The sequence below is a fragment of the Streptomyces sp. NPDC015127 genome (genome assembly GCF_043080095.1).
Lineage (GTDB): Bacteria > Actinomycetota > Actinomycetes > Streptomycetales > Streptomycetaceae > Streptomyces.
Genome location: NZ_JBIBVE010000005.1, coordinates 65,067 through 82,321, shown reverse-complemented (window position 1 = coordinate 82,321; position 17,255 = coordinate 65,067). Strand labels below are relative to the sequence as shown.

15 protein-coding genes are annotated in these 17,255 nt (G+C 72.7%); 12 read left to right on the top strand and 3 right to left on the bottom strand.

What is annotated here, in order from left to right; all coding sequences use genetic code 11:
* The first annotated feature begins 36 nt into the window (after positions 1–36).
* The 3 genes from ACF08N_RS11515 to ACF08N_RS11505 are packed head-to-tail and all read left to right on the top strand — an operon-like array spanning position 37 to position 2,659.
* Positions 37–828: a DUF5819 family protein gene (locus tag ACF08N_RS11515; protein ID WP_392324395.1), complete on the top strand. Its 792-nt coding sequence runs from the start codon at positions 37–39 to the stop codon at positions 826–828.
* Positions 825–2,009: an HTTM domain-containing protein gene (locus ACF08N_RS11510; RefSeq protein WP_392324394.1), complete on the top strand. Its 1,185-nt coding sequence runs from the start codon at positions 825–827 to the stop codon at positions 2,007–2,009. The genes ACF08N_RS11515 and ACF08N_RS11510 overlap by 4 nt, the downstream gene beginning before the upstream one ends.
* Positions 2,010–2,026: 17 nt before the next feature.
* On the top strand, positions 2,027–2,659 hold the full coding sequence (locus tag ACF08N_RS11505; protein ID WP_392324677.1) for a TrmH family RNA methyltransferase: 633 nt from the start codon (positions 2,027–2,029) through the stop codon (positions 2,657–2,659).
* Positions 2,660–2,791: 132 nt separating this feature from the next.
* Here ACF08N_RS11505 and paaN read toward each other — a convergent pair whose 3' ends face one another.
* Positions 2,792–4,471 (bottom strand): phenylacetic acid degradation protein PaaN, encoded by a 1,680-nt coding sequence (gene paaN, locus ACF08N_RS11500; RefSeq protein ID WP_392324393.1) that lies wholly within the window; start codon positions 4,469–4,471, stop codon positions 2,792–2,794.
* 123 nt (positions 4,472–4,594) lie between these two features.
* Here paaN and ACF08N_RS11495 point away from each other — a divergent pair, with 123 nt between their 5' ends.
* Positions 4,595–6,106: a 3-hydroxyacyl-CoA dehydrogenase gene (locus ACF08N_RS11495; protein ID WP_392324392.1), complete on the top strand. Its 1,512-nt coding sequence runs from the start codon at positions 4,595–4,597 to the stop codon at positions 6,104–6,106.
* Positions 6,103–6,702 carry a TetR/AcrR family transcriptional regulator gene (locus ACF08N_RS11490; RefSeq protein WP_392324391.1) on the top strand — a complete coding sequence of 200 codons (600 nt, stop codon included), beginning with the start codon at positions 6,103–6,105 and terminating at the stop codon, positions 6,700–6,702. Before ACF08N_RS11495 ends, ACF08N_RS11490 begins: the two co-directional genes overlap by 4 nt.
* A gap of 159 nt (positions 6,703–6,861) precedes the next feature.
* Here the strand turns inward: ACF08N_RS11490 and ACF08N_RS11485 are convergent, their stop codons facing one another.
* Entirely contained in the window at positions 6,862–7,404 is a 543-nt protein-coding gene (locus tag ACF08N_RS11485) for an Lrp/AsnC family transcriptional regulator (protein ID WP_392324676.1), read from the bottom strand.
* A gap of 241 nt (positions 7,405–7,645) precedes the next feature.
* Between ACF08N_RS11485 and pdhA the strand changes: the two genes are divergently transcribed.
* The 7 genes from pdhA to ACF08N_RS11450 all read left to right on the top strand — a co-directional run bounded on the left by pdhA (position 7,646) and on the right by ACF08N_RS11450 (position 16,451).
* Complete coding sequence (gene pdhA / locus ACF08N_RS11480; RefSeq protein ID WP_392324675.1) at positions 7,646–8,785, top strand: pyruvate dehydrogenase (acetyl-transferring) E1 component subunit alpha; 1,140 nt, start codon at positions 7,646–7,648, stop codon at positions 8,783–8,785.
* Complete coding sequence (locus tag ACF08N_RS11475) at positions 8,782–9,786, top strand: alpha-ketoacid dehydrogenase subunit beta (RefSeq protein WP_392324390.1); 1,005 nt, start codon at positions 8,782–8,784, stop codon at positions 9,784–9,786. Before pdhA ends, ACF08N_RS11475 begins: the two co-directional genes overlap by 4 nt.
* Positions 9,786–11,249, top strand: a complete 1,464-nt coding sequence (locus ACF08N_RS11470) for a dihydrolipoamide acetyltransferase family protein (RefSeq protein WP_392324389.1) — start codon at positions 9,786–9,788, stop codon at positions 11,247–11,249. The genes ACF08N_RS11475 and ACF08N_RS11470 overlap by 1 nt, the downstream gene beginning before the upstream one ends.
* 643 nt (positions 11,250–11,892) lie before the next feature.
* The gene (locus tag ACF08N_RS11465; protein ID WP_392324388.1) at positions 11,893–12,870 is read left to right on the top strand and encodes an NTP transferase domain-containing protein; all 978 of its coding nucleotides are present in this window, start codon (positions 11,893–11,895) and stop codon (positions 12,868–12,870) included.
* A complete protein-coding gene (locus tag ACF08N_RS11460) occupies positions 12,867–14,375 on the top strand; it encodes a molybdopterin molybdotransferase MoeA (protein WP_392324387.1) in 1,509 nt (502 codons plus the stop codon). Before ACF08N_RS11465 ends, ACF08N_RS11460 begins: the two co-directional genes overlap by 4 nt.
* On the top strand, positions 14,363–15,451 hold the full coding sequence (locus ACF08N_RS11455) for a potassium channel family protein (protein WP_392324386.1): 1,089 nt from the start codon (positions 14,363–14,365) through the stop codon (positions 15,449–15,451). Before ACF08N_RS11460 ends, ACF08N_RS11455 begins: the two co-directional genes overlap by 13 nt.
* Before the next feature lie 10 nt (positions 15,452–15,461).
* Positions 15,462–16,451, top strand: a complete 990-nt coding sequence (locus ACF08N_RS11450) for an NAD(P)H-quinone oxidoreductase (RefSeq protein WP_392324385.1) — start codon at positions 15,462–15,464, stop codon at positions 16,449–16,451.
* 168 nt (positions 16,452–16,619) lie between these two features.
* On the opposite strand, the gene ACF08N_RS11445 is transcribed toward ACF08N_RS11450, so the two are convergent.
* The gene (locus tag ACF08N_RS11445) at positions 16,620–17,162 is read right to left on the bottom strand and encodes a bacterial proteasome activator family protein (RefSeq protein ID WP_392324384.1); all 543 of its coding nucleotides are present in this window, start codon (positions 17,160–17,162) and stop codon (positions 16,620–16,622) included.
* Positions 17,163–17,255 lie beyond the last annotated feature (93 nt).

Sequence of the window (17,255 nt, the reverse complement as noted above, 5' to 3'; positions counted from 1 at the left end):
GATAACTGACGTGGACGGCAGGGGATCGGGGCGGGGATGGAGTCCTACGAGAACAAGGACGGCACGGGGACGAGCCTCGGCTCCGCCCTGCCCGCGCCACGGCCGCCGGAAGGGGAGGCGGTGACGCCCGCCGCCGCCCCGCCTGCCACGACGCCGGACCGGCCCGACCGCGGTATCGCCGCGCTCTCCCGGCCGTACCAGGCCGTGGCCGCCGTCTCCGTCACGCTCGTCGCCGCCCTCGTGTGCGTCCACCTGACCATGGTCTTCCTCCACGTCGCCCCCGCCAACACGGTCACGAAGAGCCATGGTGGCGCGGTCCAGTGGTGGGTGTACCCCGAGTTCGAACAGAACTGGAAGCTCTTCGCCCCCAATCCGCTCCAGCAGAACATCGCCGTGGAGGCGCGGGCGGAATACACCGCGGCCGACGGCAGCCGGCGCACCAGCGAATGGATCGATCTGTCCGCCCAGGACGGCGAAGCCATCCGCGGCAACCTCCTCCCGAGCCACATCCACCAGAACCAGCTGCGCCGCGGCTGGGACTTCTTCCTTGGCTCCCACGACAACGAGGCCCGCCCCATCGGCGTACGCGGCAGGCTCTCCGAGCGCTACATCCGCCGCATCGTGATGATGCGGTTGGACGACCTCGACCTGGGCGGTCCCGTCCAGCGCGTCCAGCTCAGGTCGTCGACCCGGGCGATCGAAGCGCCCCCGTGGAGCGGCGAGAAGACGAACACCCGGCCGGCACACCGGGTCCTGCCCTGGTGGCCGGTCACGGCGGCCGATCTGCCCGCCGGAGTCGACAACGGCGCTACGGAGGCGGGCCGATGAGCACCACCACGGAGCGCGGTGCGGCCCGCATCGTCCAGCGCATCACCGAGACGGCCTTCGGCCCCTACCAGACCGCGATCGTCCGGATCGGCTTCGGCACCACCTGGCTGGTGTTCCTGCTGGTCGAGCTGCACCACCGCCATCATCTCTACGGGCCCGGCGGCCCCTGGAGCTGGGCCATGGGCCAGGAGCTGGTGGCCAACAACAACGCCTTCACCGGCCTGCTGTGGTCGGACAACGGCCTGTGGTTCGAGACCGTCTACGGCCTGTCCATAGTGGCGAGCTTCCTGCTCATACTCGGCTGGCGCACCCGCGCCGCGGCGGCATTGTTCATGTTCGGCGTGCTGTCGCTGCAGAACCGCTCCATCTTCGCCGGCGACGGCGGTGACAATGTCGTCCACCTGATGGCGATCTACCTGGTGTTCAGCCGCTGCGCCCAGGTCTGGTCCCTCGACGCACGCCGCGCGGCACGCACCGTGCCCGGCCTCCCCTCCCGGGACCGCGTCGGCCCCCTTCTGTGGACGGTGCTCGGAGCCGGACTGGTCGTCGGGACCTTCCTCAACCGGACCGGTCTGTTCGTGCTCGTGCTGCTCTGGGGCCTGTGGACGGCCCAGGGACTGTGGTGGCTGGTCTGCCGGTACGCGCCCCGCAGCCAGCCGCGCGCACTGCTCGACGTCCTGGCCAATGTGGTGCACAACGGCGCACTCGTCGTGATCATGGCCGAGGTCTGCCTGATCTACGCGACCGCTGGGTGGTACAAGATCCAGGGCACGCGCTGGCAGGACGGCACGGCCCTGTACTACCCGCTCAAACTCGACTACTTCACGCCGTGGCCCGCCCTCTCCGACGCGCTGGCCACCAGCGGCCTCCTGATGCTGGTGCTGACCTACGGCACGGTCGCCGTCCAGGTCGCGTTCCCGTTCACTCTCTTCAACCGGCGGGTCAAGAACGTCCTGCTGGTCGCCATGATCATGGAACACGCGGGCATCGCCGTGCTGCTCGGGCTGCCGGTCTTCTCGCTCGCCATGATCGCCGCGGACGCCGTCTTCCTGCCGACGGCCTTCCTCCTGTGGCTGGGTGCGAGGGCGGCCCGAGCGCGTGACCGGTTGTTCTCGCGGAGCGCCGCCCAGGAACAGCCGGAACGGGAGAACGGCGAAGTGCCCCGTACGCTCGTCGGGTGAGCACCACCGAGGAACCGATGCAGTACGACGAGGGCTACGGCCCCGAGATCGGCGTGGGACCGCACCCGCTGCCGTGGCCGAGCGACGAGCGGTACGACCCGAAGCTCCTGGCCGAGGGCGACCGCCGCAATGTCGTCGACCGGTACCGGTACTGGACGCGCGAGGCGATCGTCGCCGACCTGGACACCCGCAGGCACGGCTTCCACGTGGCCGTCGAGAACTGGGGTCATGACTTCAACATCGGATCCGTGGTGCGTACCGCGAACGCGTTCCTGGCGAACGAGATCCACATCGTGGGCCGTCGGCGCTGGAACCGGCGGGGGGCCATGGTCACTGACCGGTACCAGCATGTGCGCCACCACCCGGACACGGCGTCGCTGACCGCGTGGGCGGCCGCGGAGGACCTGCCGATCATCGGAATCGACAATCTGCCGGGAGCCGTGCCGCTGGAGCGGACCGAGCTGCCGCGCCGCTGTGTGCTGCTCTTCGGACAGGAGGGACCCGGGCTCACGCAGGAGGCGCGCGAACACGCGGCGATGGTCTGCTCGATCGCGCAGTTCGGCTCCACGCGGTCGATCAACGCGGGTGCCGCTGCGGCCATCGCGATGCACGCGTGGGTGCAGCGGCACGCGGACGTACCGCTCCCTTGATACCGAGCCCCGCTGGCCCCGAGCCCCCTGGTCCCGGACTCTCCTGATCCCGAGCTCACGGCCGGCCCGCCCCGGGTGCTCGGGCGAGGGCTGTGAGCGGCGGGCCGGCAGCGGACCGGCCCGCCGACCGGGTCAGGCCTGGCGCCGAACCTCGACCACGCGGAAGCGGTTCGAGACGAACGCGCCGTCGCACAGGGCGGCGTTCGCCGCCGGGTTGCCGCCGGAGCCGTGGAAGTCGGAGAACGCCGCGGTCTGGTTGACGTACACGCCTCCCGTCAGGTTCAGCGAGAGCTGGGCCGACTCGTCGAGGCAGACCTCCTCGAGCGCACGCTCCGTCTCCTCGGACGTGGTGTACGCCCCGACCGTCATGGCGCCCTTGTCGCGGACCGTACGTCGCAGCAGGTCCAGCGCGTCCGCCGTGGAGTCCATGGCCACCACGAACGACACGGGGCCGAAGCACTCCGACAGGAAGGCCGGCTCCGCGTCCTGCGACTCCCACAGCTTCCGGGCGCCGTCGAGCTTGACGATCACCGGGGTGCGCACCGTCGCGTCCGGGAACTCGGGGTTGACCACCTCCCGCGACGGGAGGGCGACCTCGCCGAGGTCGGCCGCAGCCTCCAGGCGTGCCTTGACATCAGGGTTGACCAGGGCGCCCAGCAGGGCATTGGCCCGGGCGTCGTCGCCGAGCAGACCGCCGACGGCCGCCGCGAGGTCGGCCGCCACCTCGTCGTACGTCTTCGGGCCCTGGTCAGTGGTGATGCCGTCCCGGGGAACCAGCACGTTCTGCGGGGTGGTGCACATCTGGCCGCTGTACAGGGACAGCGAGAAGGCCAGGTTGGACAGCATCCCCTTGTAGTCGTCGGTGGAGTCGACGACGACCGTGTTGACGCCGGCCTTCTCGGTGTAGACCTGCGCCTGGCGGGCGTTGGTCTCCAGCCAGTCGCCGAACGCGGTGGAGCCCGTGTAGTCGATGATCCTGATCTCGGGGCGGGTGGCCAGCGTCTTGGCGATGCCCTCGCCCGGACGCTCGGCGGCAAGGCAGACGAGGTTCGGATCGAAGCCGGTCTCGGCGAGGACCTCGCGTGCGACCTTCACCGTGAGGGCGAGCGGGAGCACCGCGCGCGGGTGCGGCTTGACCAGGACCGGGTTGCCCGTGGCCAGAGAGGCGAAGAGGCCGGGGTAGCCGTTCCACGTGGGGAAGGTGTTGCAGCCGATCACCAGGGCGATGCCGCGGCCCGCCGTCGTGAACGTCTTGCGCAGCTCAAGGGGGTCGCGCTTGCCCTGGGGCTTGGACCAGTCGGCAGCGGCCGGGGTGCGGGTCTGCTCCTCGTACGCATACGCCACGGCCTCCAGGCCGCGGTCCTGGGCGTGCGGGCCGCCCGCCTGGAACGCCATCATGAACGCCTGCCCGCTGGTGTGCATCACCGCGTGCGCGAACTCATGGGTGCGGGCGCTGATCCGGGAGAGGATCTCCAGGCAGACCAGGGCGCGTGTCTCCGGGCCGGCCTCGCGCCAGGCGGTCATGCCCGCGCGCATCGCGGGCAGCAGCACGTCCAGATCGGGGTGCGGGTACTCGATGCCCAGCTCCGGTCCGTACGGCGAGGTCTCACCGCCCGTCCAGCCGTCCGTGCCCGGCTGGTCCAGGTCGAAGCGGGTGCCGCGCAGAGCCTCGAAGGCGGCCAGGCCGTCCGCGGGGGCGCTTTCGCCGTACGCCTTGGGGTGCTCCGGGTGCGGGGACCAGTAGGCGCGCGTGCGGATCGCTTCGAGGGCCTGGTCGAGCGTGGGCCGGTGGGTCTCGGTCAGCTGCTGCATGACGGACCAACTCCTCGTCGAGCTGGGCAGGGAAGGAATGACAGAGTTAGAGTAACCGAACGATCGGTCGGTACAAGGGGGGCCTGTCGAACCTGTGGACAACTCATCGGGGAGGATCGCTCCATGACCGCCATCGACACCAGCCGCACCGTCGCCGTCGTCGGCACCGGCACCATGGGCCAGGGCATCGCGCAGGTCGCCCTCGTCGCGGGCCACCCCGTGAGGCTCTACGACGCCGTGCCCGGACGGGCCGGTGAGGCCGCGGACGCGATCGGGGCGCGCCTGGACCGGCTGGTCGAGAAGGGCCGTATGGACGGCATGGAGCGCGACGCCGCCCGGGCGAGGCTCCTTCCCGCAGCGGACGTCGCCGAGCTCTCCGACGCCGCGCTCGTCGTCGAGGCCGTCCTCGAACAACTGGAGGTCAAGCAGGAGCTGTTCGCCGAGCTGGAGAAGATCGTCGCCGACGACTGCCTGCTCGCCACGAACACCTCCTCCCTCTCGGTCACGGCCGTCGCGGGCACCCTGCGCCACCCCGGCCGCTTCGTCGGCCTGCACTTCTTCAACCCCGCCCCGCTGCTCCCCCTGGTCGAGGTCGTCAGCGGTCACGCCACCGACGAGGAGGCCGCCACGCGCGCGTGGGCGACGGCCGCGGCCTGGGGCAAGACACCTGTGCGCTGCGCCGACTTGCCCGGCTTCATCGTCAATCGCATAGCCAGGCCCTTCTACGCCGAGGCCTTCGCCGTCCACGAGGAGCACGGCATCGACCCGGCCACCATCGACGCGATCCTGCGCGAGTGCGGCGGCTTCAGGATGGGGCCCTTCGAGCTCACCGACCTGATCGGCCAGGACGTCAACGAGGCCGTGACCCGCTCGGTGTGGGAGTCCTTCTTCCACAGCCCCAAGTTCCAGCCGTCCCTCGCCCAGCGCCGACTCGTCGAGTCGCGCCGGCTGGGCCGGAAATCCGGACACGGCTGGTTCTCGTACGCCGAGGGCGCCGCGCGGCCCGCGCCGGCCGACGCGGCACCCGAGGAGGCGCCGGAGTACGTCGTCGTCGAGGGCGACCTCGGACCCGCCGCGGAGCTGATCGGGATGATCCGCGCGGCGGGCATCACCGTGCGGCAGGAGGACGAGGACAACGGGACCCGCCTGATCCTGCCCAGCGGCGGGCAGCTGGTGCTGGCGGACGGCCAGATCTCGGCGGAGTTCCGCGACGTCGTCTACTTCGACCTCGCCCTCGACTACACGTCGGCCGGCCGGATAGCCCTGTCCGCGGCATCCGATGTCCAGCAGGACACGCTCGCGCAGGCCACGGGCCTGTTCCAGGCGCTCGGCAAGCGGGTCAGCGTCCTCCCCGACGTCCCGGGCATGATCGTCGCGCGTACGGTCGCGATGCTCGGCGACCTCGCGCTGGACGCCGTCGCGCGGCGGGTCGCCTCCGCGGAGGACATCGACACGGCGATGCGGCTGGGCGTGAACTACCCGCTGGGACCGGTCGAATGGAACGAGAAGCTGGGGCGCGACTGGGCCTGGGAGCTGCTCGCCAACCTGCACCAGTCCGTGCCGACCGGCCGATACGCGCGCACGCTCGGGCTGCACCAGTGGTCGTACGGCTCCGCGCCCGAGGACGCCTCATGACCACGCCCAAGCGGGACACGTACACCCCCGAGACGCTGCTGACCGTCGCCGTGCGGATCTTCAACGAGCGCGGCTATGACGGCACCTCCATGGAGCATCTGTCCCGGGCCGCGGGCATCTCCAAGTCGTCGATCTACCACCACGTCGCGGGCAAGGAGGAGCTGCTGCGCCGGGCCGTCAGCCGGGCCCTGGACGCCTTGTTCGCGATCCTCGACGAGGACGGCGCCCTGCGGGGCCGGGCCGTCGAGCGCGTCGAATACGTCACCCGCCGCACCGTCGAGGTGCTCATGGCCGAACTGCCCTATGTGACGCTGCTGCTGCGCGTGCGGGGCAACACGAAGACCGAGCGGTGGGCGCTGGAACGCCGCCGCGAGTTCGACCAGCGGGTCGCCGACCTGCTGAAGGCGGCCGCCGCGGAGGGGGACCTGCGGGCCGACATGGACACCCGGCTTGCGACGAGGCTGCTCTTCGGCATGGTGAACTCCCTCGTCGAGTGGTACCGCCCGCAGGCGGGCGGCGGGTACGACGGGGAGCAGGTGGCCGAGGCGGTCGTGCGGATGGCCTTCGACGGGCTGCGCACGGACGCGCACGCCTGAGCGGTCGGTGGGCTGGGCGCGGGTTCGCGTACGCGGTTGCGTGGGGCGCGGGCGCCCGAGTGGTCGGCGGCGATTGCGCATGGGCGCGCACGCCTGAGCGGTAGCCAGGGCTGCGTGGGCACGCACGGCTGAGTCGCCCGTGCCCAGCCGGCGAGTGCCCTACGGGCCCTCCGACGGCTCCGCGTCGGGCGCCAGGCCCGCGGCCGTGCCCGGCGGGCCGGGTGCCGGGTCGAGGTCCGTCTCCTCGAAGACCAGCAGCGTGCGCGTCGACAGGACCTCCGGGATGGCCTGCAGCCTGGTCAGGACCAGTTCGCGCAGGGTGCGGTTGTCGGGCGTGTGCACCAGGAGCAGCACGTCGAAGTCGCCGCTCACCAGCGCGATGTGCGCGGCTCCGGGCAGGGCCTGGAGCTGCTCGCGCACGGTACGCCAGGAGTTCTGCACGATCTTGAGCGTGATGTACGCGGAGGCGCCCTGACCCGCCCGTTCATGGTTCACGCGGGCGCTGAAGCCCCGGATCACCCCGTCGTCGATGAGCCGGTTGATCCGCGCGTACGCGTTGGCACGCGACACGTGCACGCGCTCGGCCACGGAACGGATCGAGGCACGGCCGTCCGTTTGGAGCATTCGCAGGATGTCGCGGTCGATCGCGTCCAGGGGGCGCGGCGGAGGCGTCTGCTCCGCGCGGTCCCCGTCCTGGGCCATTTGTTCAGTCGGCATGTCCCCCCGCCTTTCCCGCATGGACGACCTGTCTCCATCTCAAGCTGTGGAGAACCGTTTGTCCACAGGCTGCCCGTGCCTGTAGCCAAAATGCATCCGCGACCGAACAATCGGTAGGTGAGGCGCGCCACACTCGCGACGCCTCCCGTTCGCATTCGTCGTCGCCTTCGTCTTCGTTGATCGTCGGCGCTCCCACGAGGAGGTGCTCGCGTTGAGAAAGAGCAGCATGACGGTCCAGGAGCTGCCCGGTGACGCTGCCGCCTACCGGCCCACCCCGCCCCCGGCCTGGCAGCACCGCACCGACCCCGCGCCCCTGCTCCCGGACCCGGAGCCGTTCCGGGTCCTGGGCACCAAGGCCGCTGCCGCGGCCGACCCCGAGCTGCTGCTCCGGCTCTACGCGGAGCTCGTGCGTGGCCGGCGGTACAACGCCCAGGCGACCGCGCTCACCAAGCAGGGCCGGCTCGCCGTCTACCCGTCGAGCACCGGGCAGGAGGCGTGCGAGGTGGCCGCGGCGCTGGTCCTCCAGGAGCGGGACTGGCTGTTTCCGAGCTACCGCGACACCCTCGCGGCCGTCGCCCGCGGGCTCGACCCCGTACAGGCCCTGACACTGCTGCGCGGCGACTGGCACACCGGGTACGACCCGCACGAGCACCGCATCGCGCCGCTGTGCACCCCGCTCGCCACCCAGCTGCCGCACGCCGTGGGACTCGCGCACGCCGCCCGCCTCAAGGGCGACGACGTCGTCGCGCTCGCCATGGTCGGCGACGGCGGCACCAGCGAGGGCGACTTCCACGAGGCGCTGAACTTCGCGGCGGTGTGGCAGGCCCCCGTCGTCTTCCTCGTCCAGAACAACGGCTTCGCGATCTCCGTGCCGCTGGCCAAGCAGACCGCCGCGCCGTCCCTGGCCCACAAGGCCGTCGGCTACGGCATGCCCGGCCGCCTCGTCGACGGGAACGACGCGGCCGCCGTGCACCAGGTGCTCGGTGAGGCCGTCGCCCGCGCCCGGCGCGGTGGCGGCCCGACGCTGATCGAGGCCGTCACGTACCGCATGGACGCCCACACCAACGCCGACGACGCCACGCGTTACCGGGGCGAGAGCGAGGTCGAGACCTGGCGTGGGCACGACCCGATCCTGCTGCTGGAGCGGGAGTTGACGGAGCGAGGTCTGCTCGACGACGACCGTCGCAAGGCGGCAGCCGATGCCGCCGAAACCATGGCGGCCGACCTGCGCGAGCGGATGAACGCCGACCCGGTCCTGGACCCGATGGACCTGTTCGCCCACGTCTTCGAGGAGCAGACCGGCCAGTTGCGCGAGCAGGCGGCGCAGCTGCGCGCCGAGCTCGAGGCCGAGGGAGAAGCACGATGACCACGGCTGCCGTGAAGCCGGCGACCATGGCCCAGGCCCTCCAGCGCGCGATGCGCGACGCGATGGCCGAGGACCCCACCGTCCATGTGCTGGGAGAGGACGTCGGCACGCTCGGCGGTGTCTTCCGGGTGACGGACGGGCTCGCGAAGGAGTTCGGCGAGGACCGCTGCACCGACACGCCCCTGGCCGAGGCGGGCATCCTCGGCACGGCCGTGGGCATGGCGATGTACGGGCTGCGGCCCGTCGTCGAGATGCAGTTCGACGCCTTCGCCTACCCCGCGTTCGAGCAGCTCATCAGCCACGTGGCCCGCATGCGCAACCGCACCCGCGGCGCCATGCCGCTGCCGATCACCGTGCGCGTGCCCTACGGCGGCGGGATCGGCGGCGTCGAGCACCACAGCGACTCCTCCGAGGCGTACTACATGGCGACCCCGGGCCTCCATGTCGTCACGCCCGCCACGGTCGAGGACGCCTACGGGATGCTGCGGGCCGCGATCGCCTCCGACGACCCCGTGGTCTTCCTGGAGCCCAAGCGGCTGTACTGGTCGAAGGCGCAGTGGTCGCCGGAGGCCCCGCCGGCCGTCGAGCCGATCGGCCGCGCGGTCGTGCGGCGCCCAGGCCGCAGTGCCACGCTCATCACCTACGGCCCGTCCGTGCCGGTCTGCATGGAGGCGGCCGAGGCCGCCCATGCCGAGGGATGGGACCTGGAGGTCGTGGACCTGCGCTCGCTCGTGCCGTTCGACGACGAGACCGTCTGCGCCTCCGTGCGGCGGACCGGCCGCGCGGTCGTCGTCCACGAGTCCACCGGCTTCGGCGGCCCCGGCGGGGAGATCGCCGCGCGGGTGACCGAGCGCTGCTTCCACCATCTGGAGGCGCCCGTGCTGCGGGTCGCCGGTTTCGACATCCCGTATCCGCCGCCGATGCTGGAGCGTCACCACCTCCCGGGCGTGGACCGGGTGCTCGACGCGGTGGCACGGCTGCAGTGGGAGGCGGAGAGCTGATGGCGCAGGTGCTCGAATTCAAGCTGCCCGACCTCGGCGAGGGACTGACCGAGGCGGAGATCGTGCGCTGGCTGGTGTCCGTCGGCGACGTCGTGGCGATCGACCAGCCCGTGGTCGAGGTCGAGACGGCCAAGGCGATGGTCGAGGTGCCCTGCCCGTACGGAGGCGTCGTCACCGCGCGCTTCGGCGAGGAGGGCACCGAACTGCCCGTCGGCGCGCCGCTGCTGACGGTCGCGGTGGGGGCGATGGACGCGGGGACCGTGGGCGTCGCGGGCGCCGCCGGATCCGGCGCCGCTGCCGGGCCGGCGGCCACCACGGGTGATACCGGCCCCGAGACCTCCGGGAACGTGCTGGTCGGATACGGGACGGGGGCCCCGGCGGCCCGCCGCCGACGCATCCGGCCGGCCACGGGCGCGCCGTCCGCCGATGGCGTCGGCTCCACAGCGCGCACCGCGCCTGCTACTGCTTCCGGGGCGGCGGATACGGCGCCCGCGATGCCCGGTCCCGCCCATGGGGCATCGGCGCGCAGGGCGGCGGCCGAGCGGGCGCCGCAGGGCGGCCCCGTCGCCGTCATCTCCCCGCTCGTGCGCAGGCTCGCCCGCGAGCACGACCTCGATCTGCGCCTCCTCGCCGGATCCGGGCCCGACGGGCTCATCCTGCGGGCCGACGTCGAGCGGGCCGTACGCGCGGGCGGCACGCAGGCCCAAGCGGCCGCGGCACCGCAGCCCGTGATGTCCCGGCCCGAGCCGGCCCGGCCCCTGGCGCCCACGGCTCAGGCCGAGCGCGTTCCCCTCCGTGGTGTGCGCGGAGCCGTGGCCGACAAGCTCTCGCGCAGCCGGCGCGAGATCCCCGACGCCACGTGCTGGGTCGACGCGGACGCAACCGAGCTCATGGCCGCTCGCGCGGCGATGAACGCCGCGGGCGGGCCGAAGGTCTCCCTCCTCGCCCTGCTCGCCCGGATCTGCACGGCCGCGCTCGCGCGGCACCCCGAGCTCAACTCCACCGTGGACATGGACGCCCGCGAGATCGTGCGGCTCCCCGAGGTGCACCTCGGGTTCGCGGCACAGACCGAGCGCGGCCTGGTCGTGCCCGTCGTCAAGGACGCGCACACCAGGTCTGCGGAGTCGCTCACCGCGGAGTTCGCGCGGCTCACGGAGGCGGCGCGGCAGGGGACGCTGACTCCGGCGGACCTGACGGGCGGCACCTTCACGCTGAACAACTACGGAGTGTTCGGCGTCGACGGCTCCACGCCGATCATCAATCACCCGGAGGCCGCGATGCTCGGCGTCGGCCGGATCGTCCCGAAGCCCTGGGTGCACGAGGGGGAGTTGGCGGTACGTCAGGTGGTCCAGCTGTCGCTGACCTTCGACCATCGCGTCTGCGACGGCGGCACCGCGGGCGGGTTCCTGCGGTATGTCGCCGACTGCGTGGAGCACCCTTCGGTACTGCTGCGCAGCCTGTAGAGCGCTGCGGGGCGCCGTCGGCCACGGCTGGAGTGCCGCCGGCGTGGCGCCCGGCCGGGGCGGGGACGCTGCTGGGGCGCCGCCCGGCCACGGCTGGGACGGCGCTGGGACGCCGTCCCCCACGGCTGAGGCGCCGCCGGGCTGCCGCCGGCCACTGCCGGGACACTGCCCGGCGCGCAACAGGCCATGGCCGGGGTGCCGCCCGGGGTTCCGCCTGGTGACTGCTTGGGCACCGCCGGGGCGCCACCGCCAGCGCCCGGGCCGGGACGGGCGCTGGGGCGCCGCTGTCCAGCGCCGGGCCACCGCCCAGGCGCAACCGGGCAGAGCGGGGCCACCGCCCGGTCGCACCCGGCCACGGCCGGGATGGGCGCCGGGGCGCCGCTGTCCAGCGCCGGATACCGCCCGGGCGCAGCGGGGCCACCGCCCAGGCGCACCCACCACGGCCGGGGCGGGCGCCGGGGCGCCGCTGTCCAGCGCCGGGATACCGCCCAGGCGCAACCGAACAGAGCCGGGCCACCGCCCAGGCGCACCCGGCCACGGTTGCGGCGCCGCCGGGACCCCGCTGCGCACGCCCCGGACCGGGATCCGACCGGAGATCGGGACGGGGCTCCCTGTGGGGGCGATCGCGGCCCATACTGCATGGGTGACCGCGAAGACCGCGTACGACGCCATCGTGCTCGCCGGAGGCGCCGCGAAGCGCCTGGGCGGAGCCGACAAGCCTGCGGTGAGCGTGGGCGGGCGGGCCCTGCTCGACCGGGTCCTCGGTGTGTGCCGCGACGCCGGACGCACCGTCGTCGTCGGCGGGCGCCGCCCCACCGTGCGGCCGGTCGTCTGGGCGCGCGAGGAGCCGCCGGGCGGCGGTCCGCTCGCCGCGCTCGACGCCGGGGTGCGGCAGTGCGAGGCGCCCGCGGTGCTCGTGCTCTCCGCCGACCTGCCGTTCCTGGAGCGGACGACGGTGCGGCGCCTGGTCTCCGCGCTCGACGAGAGCGAGCGCGAGGCGGCGCTGCTGACCGACGCCGACGGCCGCGACCAGCCCCTCGTGGCGGTCTACCGCACCGAGTCGCTCCGGCGTGAACTTGCTCTCCTCGCGACCGAGCACGGCAGCCTTTCCGGGCTGCCGTTGCGTCTTCTGGCACAGGAACTCGACCTCGCCCGGATCCGGACCGACCCACTCGCCTCCTTCGACTGCGACACCTGGGAGGACATTTCCGCGGCCCGGGCCCGTATCAGGGAGCATGGCTACGTGCTGGATGAATGGATCACCGCAGTCAAGGACGAACTCGGCGTCGAGCTCGACGTCGACACCCGCGTCCTTCTCGACCTCGCGCGCGACGCTGCGCACGGCGTCGCCCGTCCCGCCGCGCCGCTGACCACGTTCCTGGTGGGATACGCGGCCGCTCGGGCAGGCGGCGGGCCGGAGGCGGTCGCCGAGGCCGCCCGCAAGGCCGTCGCGCTCGCGGCGCGCTGGGCGGAGGAGACCGAGCAGGCCGAGCAGACCGGGAAGGCAGGGCAGGCCGAAGGGCCCGTGCCCGGCACCGCCGGAGCCGGTGGGACCGGCCACGAGAGTGCCCCCGGCGCCCCCGGCGAACCCCGCAGGAACGGCGAGGCCGAAGCCGGATGACCGGTCACGACGACACACCGGGGCGCCGCGCCCCCAGGCGGTCGGGCCCCGCCCACGGCCGCCCCGGCGATGACCTGTACGACCTCAACGACGAGACCCTCGACCGCGACGCCCCCGACGACGACCTCGACGGAGTGGACGAGGCGCTCGCTCTCGTCGGCCCTCGGGACAGGCAACCCCACCGGGCCGCACCCGACCGCACGGAGCCCGACCGCCCCGCCCCCGACCGCCCCGCTCCCGCCGCCACACCCGGCCGCCCCGTTGCCTCTCCCGCCGCCGCCCCCGACCGTCACCGCGCCACCTCCTGGCCCGAGGCGCGCTCCCTCGCAGCCCGGATCGGACGCGGCACCGCGCCGCGCACGCAGAACATGGCCCTCGGCGACGCGCTGGGGCAGGTCGTCGCCGGGCCGCTCGTCGCGCTGTGCGACCTTCCGTCGTTCGACACCTCCGCCATGGACGGCTGGGCCGTCGCCGGTCCGGGGCCCTGGCGCCTGTACGCCGAGGCGTCGGTGCTCGCCGGGGACGGCGGCACGCGACCCCTGCCCGACGGCACAGCGGTACGGATCGCCACCGGCGCGCGGGTGCCGCCCGGCACGACCGCCGTCATCCGCAGCGAGCACGCCCGCGCCGATGCGGCCGCACAGCAGCTCCAGGCCGACCGCGAGGTGGTCCCCGGCCAGGACATCCGGCCGCGAGGCCAGGAGTGCCGGTCCGGCGACCAGCTCCTTCCCGCCGGCTCCCAGGTGACGCCGGCCGTCCTGGGGCTGGCCGCGGCTGCCGGTTACGACCAGCTCGTGACCGTCGCACGGCCTCGTGTCGAGGTCCTGGTCCTCGGCGACGAGCTGCTCACTTCCGGACTCCCCCACGACGGTCTCATCCGCGACGCCCTGGGGCCGATGATCGGCCCATGGCTGCGGTCGCTGGGTGCCGAGGTCGTCGCGACCCGGCGGATCGGGGACGACGCCGGGGCCCTGCACCGGGCCGTCACGACCTCCCACGCCGACCTGATGGTCACCACCGGTGGTACGGCGGCGGGACCCGTGGACCACGTTCACCCGGTGCTGCGCAAGGCGGGCGCCGAGCTGCTGGTCGACGGCGTCGCCGTACGGCCGGGCCACCCCATGCTGCTCGCCCGGCTCGCTCCCGGCCGCCACCTGGTGGGCCTGCCCGGGAATCCCTTGGCCGCTGTCTCGGGGCTGCTCACGCTCGCCGAGCCGCTGCTGCGCGGGCTCTGCGGGCGACCGCCCGCGGCTTCGTACAGCCTGCCCGTACGGGAAGCGGTGCACGGCCACCCGCACGACACCCGGCTCGTGCCGTTTGTGCAGGGCGAGGATGTGCTCGTGCCGCTCCACTACAACGGTCCGGCGATGCTGCGGGGCATCGCGGCGGCCGACGGCCTGGCCGTGGTTCCGCCGGGCGGGGCGCAGGCCGGTGACGAGCTGGAAGTCCTCGACCTGCCCTGGATCACCTGGACGCCGGCCGGCGAGGGAGGATGTTTCACGTGAAACTTCCCGGTCACGACGCCATGGCGCGGAACGCGGACGAGCACCTGGTCAGCGGCCGGGTGAAACTCCCCCGGCGGGTCATCGAGCGTCCGCTGCGGCAGGTCAGCAAGCGGCTGCTGATGGCCCTGATGGTTCTTGCGATCACGGTGCTCCTGGTCTGGAGCGACCGCCACGGCTACCACGACAACGCAGACGAGTCCGTCGACTTCCTCGACGCCGTCTACTACGCGACCGTCACCCTCTCCACCACGGGGTACGGCGACATCGTTCCCCACAGCGACGGGGCGCGGCTCACGAACGTGCTGCTGGTGACCCCGCTGCGTGTGCTCTTCCTGATCATCCTGGTCGGCACCACCCTCGAGGTCCTCACCGAACGCACCCGGGAGGAGTGGCGACTGAACCGCTGGAGGTCCGCTTTGCGCGATCACACCGTCATCGTCGGCTTCGGTACAAAGGGACGATCGGCGATGATGACGCTCTGTGCCACCGGGCTGCGGAAGGACCAGATTGTCGTCGTCGACCCGAGCAGCAAGGTGGTCGACGCGGCCAACGCCGAGGGCTTCGTCGGCGTGGTCGGCGATGCCACCCGCAGCGACGTGCTCATCAGGGCCGAGCTCCAGAAGGCCCGTCAGATCATCGTCGCTCCCCAGCGCGACGACACCGCCGTCCTGGTCACTCTGACGGCCCGGCAGCTCAACCGCGGCGCCAAGATCGTCGCCGCGGTCCGTGAGGAGGAGAACGCGCCGCTGCTGCGCCAGTCCGGCGCCGACGCGGTCATCACCAGCTCGGGCGCCGCCGGGCGGCTGCTCGGCCTGTCCGTGCTCAGCCCCACCGCGGGCACGGTCCTGGAGGATCTCATCCAGCAGGGCAGCGGCCTCGACCTCATCGAGCGACCGGTCATAAAGGCCGAGGTGGGTCGGAGTGTGCGGGAGACGGAGGATCTCGTCGTGAGCGTGCTGCGCGGGCACCGGCTGCTCGGCTACGACGACCCCGCCGCGAGCCCGCTCCAGCTCACCGACCGGCTGATCACCATCGTGCGCTCAGAGAACGACCACACCCCGGACCGCCGGGGGTAGCCTCGCAGCCATGCATGCGATCACGATCCCCGAGCCCGGTGGTCCTGAGGCCCTGGTCTGGGCCGAGGTGCCCGATCCCGTACCCGGCGAGGGAGAAGTCCTCGTCGACGTCGTCGCGAGCGCCGTCAATCGCGCCGATCTGCTGCAACGGCAGGGCTTCTACGACCCGCCGCCCGGGTCCTCCCCGTATCCCGGTCTCGAGTGCTCGGGCCGGATCTCCGCGTTGGGGCCCGGGGTTTCGGGCTGGGCCGTGGGCGACGAGGTGTGCGCGCTGCTCGCCGGCGGCGGGTACGCCGAGAAAGTCGCCGTGCCGATGGGGCAGTTGCTGCCCGTCCCGCGCGGAGTGGACCTGGCGACGGCCGCCGCGCTGCCCGAGGTCACCGCGACCGTATGGTCCAACGTCTTCATGGTCGCCCACCTGAGGCCGGGCGAGACCCTGCTCGTTCACGGCGGCGCGAGCGGCATCGGGACGATGGCGATCCAGCTGGCCAAGGCCGTGGGCGCACGGGTGGCCGTCACGGCGGGTGGCCCCGAGAAGCTGGCGCGCTGCGCCGAGTTGGGCGCCGACATCCTGATCGACTACCGCGAGCAGGACTTCGTCGAAGAGATCCGCAAGGCCACGGACGGGGCCGGGGCCGATGTCATCCTCGACATCGTCGGTGCGAAGTACCTGGACCGGAACGTCCGGGCGCTGGCGGTCAACGGCCGGCTCGCGGTCATCGGCCTCCAGGGCGGGGTGAAGGGTGAGCTCAACCTCGGCGCCCTGCTCAACAAGCGAGCGGCGATCACCGCCACCTCACTGCGCCGCCGCCCGCTGGGCGAGAAGGCGGCCATCATCGCGGCCGTCGCCGAACACGTCTGGCCGCTGGTGGCGGCGGGCCGTGTCCGCGCGGTCGTGGACCGCCAGGTGCCGCTGCCGGACGCCGCCGAGGCCCACCGGGCACTGGAGTCCGGCGCCCACGTGGGCAAGGTGCTGCTGATCGCACCTGAGAAGCCCTGACGTACCCGCCGGCATGCCGAAGGCCCGGCCCACCGGACAGGTGGGCCGGGCCTTCGTCGTGCCGACCCGCGCCGTGGGCCGTGCCCGCAGGATCGGCGCGCACCAGGCGCGCCTGGTGCGCGTGCCGTTGCGCGGACCCTGCTCACAGACCGGGTGCGCCGATCCTCGTTACAGATACGGGCCGGAGCGGATCGCTCCGTGCTGACCGCCTTCGTCGTCGTCGTGCGGGGCACCGGGCGGCAGGGCGCGGCGCATCTGCTCCAACTGCGCCCTGGCGGCCATCTGCTGGGCGAACAGCGCCGTCTGGATGCCGTGGAAGAGGCCTTCCAGCCAGCCGACCAACTGAGCCTGGGCGATACGCAGTTCGGCCTCGGAGGGAATCGCGTCGTCGGTGAACGGGAGGGAAAGGCGCTCCAGTTCCTCGACGAGCTCGGGCGCGAGGCCGTCCTCCAGCTCCTTGACCGATCCGTGGTGGATCTCTTTGAGGCGGACGCGGCTGGCCTCGTCGAGAGGTGCCGCCCTGACTTCCTCCAGCAGCTGCTTGATCATGCTGCCGATGCGCATGACCTTCGCCGGCTGTTCGACCATCTCCGTCACCGGGACCTCGCGCGACTCGTCGTCACCGTCACCGCCGCCGAGCGCCATCCCGTCCTGTCCCACTACGAGGACCTGGGGGCTCTCCTGCGACCGTTCATTCCTCGGCATCTCCATGCCGCCATTCTCTCGTACGCGGGCGTCATCACTCGGTGTGCCCCCGTAGGAGGGTGATCCACCCTCCTACGGGGGCACAAAAGCGCAGCACAT